Origin of the sequence: Nonomuraea sp. LPB2021202275-12-8 (assembly GCF_037044575.1) — a bacterium.
In the GTDB taxonomy this organism is placed as follows: domain Bacteria; phylum Actinomycetota; class Actinomycetes; order Streptosporangiales; family Streptosporangiaceae; genus Nonomuraea.
The window spans coordinates 1-2,158 of the sequence record NZ_JBAHWD010000101.1; the positions used below are offsets into that span (position 1 = coordinate 1).

The window sequence follows — 2,158 nt, forward strand, 5'->3', positions numbered from 1 at the left end:
AGGCGAGCTGCGTGACCGGCTGGCCGAGCGGCTCCCGCCGTACATGATCCCCGAACAGCTCACCCAGCTTCCGAACCTCCCGCTCAGCGCCAACGGCAAGATCGACCGCGCCGCCGTACAGACCGTGCTCGGCGAGCACCTCGCCGAGCACGTGGCGCACTTCGACCCGCCCAACCCCGGCGTGGAGAGCGCCGTGGCCGGGATCTGGGCCGAACTGCTGGAGCTGCCCGCGGTCGGACGCGACCAGAACTTCTTCACCCTCGGCGGCGACAGCCTGCTGGCCACCCGCCTCATCACCCGCCTGCGCGCGGCCGGCGTCGCGGGCGCCGAGCTGACGAACCTCTTCGACCACCCCGAACTGGCAGCGTTCGCCCGGACCGTCCGGCTGGGCGAGGAGCAGGCTCCCGAACAGCCCGCCCTGCGCGCCGACCCGGAACACCGGCACGACCCCTTCCCGCCCACCGACGTGCAGCGCGCGTACTGGATCGGCCGCACCGACGACTTCGCGCTCGGCGGCGTCGGCTGCCACTTCTACACCGAGTACGACCTGGCCGGGCTCGACCTGCCCCGCCTGGAGGCCGCGTGGAACCGGCTCGTCGAACGGCACGAGATGCTGCGCGCGGTGTTCCTGCCCGACGGCACCCAGCGCATCCTGCCCGAGGTGCCACGCCTGAGGATCCCGGTCACCGAGGCTCGCGACGATCCCGACGAGGCGCTCGCCGGACTGCGTGCGGCCATGTCGCACCAGCTCATCGACGCCACCCGCTGGCCCCTGTTCGACGTGCGGGCCGTGCGGTACGACGAGGACCGCACCCGGCTCGGCGTCAGCTTCGACAACATCATCCTGGACGCGCTCAGCACCATGACCGTGCTGCGCGAGCTGACCGTCCTCTACCACGACCCGGACGCCGAGCTCCCGCCGGTCGGCCCGTCCTTCCGTGACTACGTGCTGTCGGTCAAGCCCGGCCCCGAGGCGCTGCGGCGCGCCGAGGAGTACTGGTCGGCCAGGGTCGCCGAGCTGCCGCCCGCGCCACAGCTCCCCCTGGCGCTGGACCCGGCTCGCGCCGGCCGCCCGCGCTTCACCCGCCGCCAGGTCCGCGTCCCCGCCGAGCAGTGGCAGGCGGTCAAGGACACGGCTCGGCGGCACGGCCTGACCCCCTCGACGGTGCTGGCCACCACGTTCGCCGAGGCGCTCGGCGCGTGGAGCGCCCGCCGCGACATGACGATCAACCTCACGCTGTTCGACCGCCGCGAGGTGCACCCGGACATCGACGCCGTCCTGGGCGACTTCACCTCCCTGCTGCTGGTCGCCTACGAGCCGGGGGAGACCTGGCTGGACAGCGCGCGCCGCCTCCAGCGCCGGGTGGTCCGCGACCTGGAGCACAGCGACGTCTCCGCGCTGTGGGTGATGCGTGAGCTGGCCAGGAGCACCGGCTCGGCCGACGTCTCGATGCCCGTGGTGTTCACCAGCACGCTCGGCGTGACCGGTGAGGACGGCGCGCTGACCGGCACGCTCTTCGCCGACCCGCTCTGGGGCGTGTCGCAGACGCCGCAGGTCTGGCTGGACCACCAGGTGGTCGAGGTGGACGGCGGTCTGCTGGTCAACTGGGACGCGGTCGAGGAGCTCTTCCCGCCCGGCGTGCTGGACGGCATGTTCGCGGCCTTCGCCGGCATGCTGGAGCGCCTGTCCACCGACGACTGGGACACCGCCGTGCCGTGCCTCACCCCGGCCGAGCAGCTCGTCACCCGCGTCGGCGCCAACTCCACCGCCGCCCCCGTCCCCGACGGCGCGCTGCACGCGCGCTTCTTCGAGCGTGCCCGCCGCGATCCAGCTCGTGTAGCGATATGTCCGGATATCTCGTATGGCGAGCTGGCCGAACGGGCGTTGCGCGTGGCCGGCTTCGTCCACGAGCAGGGCGTGCGGCCCGGTGAGGCCGTCGCGGTCCGCCTGCCGAAAGGCCCCGACCAGGTGGCCGCGGTCCTGGGCGTGCTCGCCGCCGGCGCGCTCTACGTGCCCATCGGCGTCGACCAGCCGGACCTCCGCCGGGAGCGGATGCTCCGCCGGGCCGATGTGCGCCTGGAGATCACCGAGCTGCCCGATGCGGCGCCGTTGGTGGGTCCGGTGGAGGTGGATCCGGGGGCGGGGGCGTATGTGATC

General features: G+C 73.3%; 1 protein-coding gene. It reads left to right on the forward strand.

The genetic code is table 11. The features are described 5' to 3' along the window. Nucleotides 1-2,158: condensation domain-containing protein (locus tag V5E28_RS48810; protein WP_336217158.1), on the forward strand; the 2,158-nt coding region annotated here is incomplete at both ends.